Origin of the sequence: Mesorhizobium sp. M7A.F.Ca.CA.004.04.2.1 (assembly GCF_004022825.1) — a bacterium.
Classification (GTDB): domain Bacteria; phylum Pseudomonadota; class Alphaproteobacteria; order Rhizobiales; family Rhizobiaceae; genus Mesorhizobium.
The window spans coordinates 1-1,143 of record NZ_RZPH01001407.1; the positions used below are offsets into that span (position 1 = coordinate 1).

A 1,143-nucleotide genomic window follows, 5' to 3' on the forward strand; every position below is an offset into this window, starting at 1 on the left:
TGCAGAAGGTCCGCGAGGCGGAACGCGACCGCCAGTATGACGAGTACAAGGACCGCATCGGCGAGATCGTCAACGGTACCGTCAAGCGCGTCGAATACGGCAACGTCATCGTCGATCTCGGCCGCGGCGAAGCGATCATCCGTCGCGATGAGCTGATCCCGCGTGAAAACTACAAATATGGCGACCGCGTCCGCGCCTATGTCTACGATGTGCGCCGCGAGCAGCGCGGCCCGCAGATCTTCCTGTCGCGTACCCATCCGCAGTTCATGGCCAAGCTGTTCACCATGGAAGTGCCGGAAATCTATGACGGCATCATCGAGATCAAATCGGTCGCCCGCGACCCGGGTTCGCGCGCCAAAATCGCCGTTATTTCGCGCGACAGCTCGATCGATCCGGTCGGCGCCTGCGTCGGCATGCGCGGCAGCCGCGTCCAGGCCGTCGTCGGCGAATTGCAGGGCGAGAAGATCGACATCATTCCGTGGTCGCCTTCTGCGGCGTCCTTCATCGTCAACGCGCTGCAGCCGGCGGAAGTCGCCAAGGTCGTGCTCGACGAGGATGCCGAGCGCATCGAAGTCGTGGTTCCCGACGACCAGCTGTCGCTGGCCATCGGCCGCCGCGGCCAGAACGTGCGTCTGGCTTCGCAGCTGACCGGTTGGGATATCGACATCCTCACCGAGGCCGAAGAATCCGAGCGTCGCCAGAAGGAATTCGTCGAGCGTTCGTCGCTGTTCATGGAAGCCCTCGACGTCGACGAGATGGTCGGCCAGGTGCTGGCCTCCGAAGGCTTCACCAGCGTCGAGGAAGTCGCGTATGTCGATTCCGGCGAGATCGCCTCGATCGACGGTTTCGACGAGGACACCGCTTCGGAAATCCAGACCCGCGCCCGCGAATATCGGGGGAAGATGGGGGCGGAGCACGATGACAAGCGCAAGGCGCTCGGTGTTTCGGACGAGTTGCGCGAAATCCCCGGCGTCACCACCGCCATGATGGTGACGCTTGGCGAGGACGGCGTGAAGACGATCGAGGATTTCGCCGGCTATGCCGCCGACGACCTGACCGGCTGGAAGGAACGCAAGGACGGCGAGACAAAGGTCTATCCGGGCGTGCTGGCCAATCATGGCGTGACCCGCGCGGACGCCGAAC

Annotated in this window: 1 protein-coding gene; it reads left to right on the top strand. The window is 63.6% G+C overall.

Annotation, left to right across the window (positions count from 1 at the left end):
* Positions 1–1,143 (top strand): transcription termination factor NusA (gene nusA, locus EN893_RS34965; RefSeq protein WP_128362210.1); only part of this gene is annotated, 1,143 nt, incomplete at both ends.